Source organism: Chryseobacterium polytrichastri (assembly GCF_900142445.1).
Lineage (GTDB): Bacteria > Bacteroidota > Bacteroidia > Flavobacteriales > Weeksellaceae > Chryseobacterium > Chryseobacterium polytrichastri.
Map to the genome: position 1 here is coordinate 1 of NZ_FRAV01000089.1, position 1804 is coordinate 1804.

2 protein-coding genes are annotated in these 1804 nt (G+C 34.9%); one reads left to right on the forward strand and one right to left on the reverse strand.

From position 1 onward, the window contains the following. The first annotated feature begins 6 nt into the window (after positions 1 to 6). Positions 7 to 147, forward strand: coding sequence for a transposase (locus BUB80_RS23125; protein ID WP_083547388.1), 141 nt, complete (start codon positions 7 to 9; stop codon positions 145 to 147). Between the two features lie 336 nt (positions 148 to 483). Here BUB80_RS23125 and BUB80_RS23130 read toward each other — a convergent pair. Beyond that, a protein-coding gene (locus tag BUB80_RS23130; protein ID WP_228433958.1) for an IS3 family transposase occupies positions 484 to 1655 on the reverse strand; the annotation gives its coding sequence in 2 pieces (ribosomal slippage) (positions 484 to 1409 and positions 1409 to 1655; 1173 coding nt in all). Between the last annotated feature and the right edge of the window lie 149 nt (positions 1656 to 1804).

The following is a 1804-nucleotide window of genomic DNA, read 5'->3' on the forward strand; positions in this document are numbered from 1 at the left end:
GATGATATTCTCAATTATTTTAATGCTCGTAGCACGAATGCGGCAGCTGAGTCTTTCAATGCCAAAATAAAAAACTTCAGATTACAACTTAGAGGTGTGCGAGATAAATCGTTTTTCCTTTTTAGATTATCTAAACTTTTTGCGTAGTCCCCAAGTTTTGGAACTGATCCGAAAAATACTTTAAATAGACTGAATAACAAGTATTTATAAATAAGATGACACCATTTGGCCTAAATTGTCCTAATGGTGTCATTAAGTGAACTCAACAGAGCAATTATCGAACTATTTCATTGCAGATTTACTAATATTATCAACCTTATCAACTTCTTTACGAGTATAATTGAATTTACAAATCACATCATTAAAATGTATGCTTTTAACTAAATTAGTCAGGCTCATTTTAAAACTTTTATGTTGTGCCATTTTGAATACTTAGTATTAAGTGAACTTGCAACTATTTTTGAGACAAAATTTATATACTCTTTACGCTACATTTTTAGATTGATTAGACATTAAATTTTGATACTCTTTTATGGTTAAATTTCCTAAAGCCGAATGCCTTCTCTGAGTGTTGTAAAATGTTTCTATATATTCAAACACAGAGTTTTTGGCATGATCTCTAGTTTCATATTTATTTTGATAGACAAGTTCGGTTTTCAGAGTTTTGAAAAAGCTCTCCGCTACCGCATTATCATAACAGTTCCCTTTTCCACTCATGCTTCGGATAATGTTTTTTCCGACTATTGACGTAAATTCTGTACATGCATACTGTATCCCTCTATCTGAATGGAAAATCAAGCTATCATGATCCCGTAAAGGACGGTGAAGCCTTGCCATTTTCAAGGCTGCAACACTGGTGTCCTGAGCCTTCATCGTCTCACTTAATGACCAGCCTATAACTTTTCTGTCAAACAGATCAATAACTGTGGTAAGGTATAGCCAGCCCTTACCTGTGCGGATATAGGTAATATCAGATACCCAGACCTCTTTACTGTTTTTAACCTGAAAATTCTGATTTAAATAATTCTCTACAACGGGGTATCGGTGAGAAGAATTAGTCGTTTTCTTAAATTTCTTCTTTACAATACTTCTTAAACCTCTTTCTCTCATCAGTTTTGCTACAAAAGGGCGAGAAGCTTTTATTCCTTTTGATTCCAGTTTCCTGACAATCCGGGGGCTACCATATCTGCCACGGCTCCAATGATAAATACTGAAGATCTCCGCAAATAAAACAGCTCTTCTTTCTGATCGCATAGTAGGTTTTATTTTCTTCCAATGATAGAAACTGCTCCTGCTTACCTTTAATACTTCGCACATCTTCCCGACAGGAAACACTCTAGCGTGTTCTTTGATAAATTTATATCTTACCCGTCTCTCTTGGAGAAGATGCCTACCGCCTTTTTTAAGATATCGCGTTCAAGCTTTATTTCTTCTAGCTCCTTTCGAAGTCTTAATAGCTCTTCCCTTATGGGATCTGAGGATATTTGTTTTTCCTTGCTAAGTTTACCTTCTTTCTGAAGTTTTCTCCAATTGACTAGACTTTCTTTGCAAATCCCCAATTCTTCAGCTACCGAGGATACATTGCCTCGCTGCTCACTTAAAGATACGGCTTGGATTTTAAACTCTAAACTGTAATTTTTTCTGACCTTTTTCATACTCTTAAAGATAAAGAGTATAAGAATTGTGTCCTAACAAAGTTAGCAACTCCATTTACGCTTGAAAAGATAAAAATAGGCAGAGATGCATTGTTTGATTATCTGCGAAGAGAAAATCTCCTTATTTATCCTAAAAAAAGATATACAAG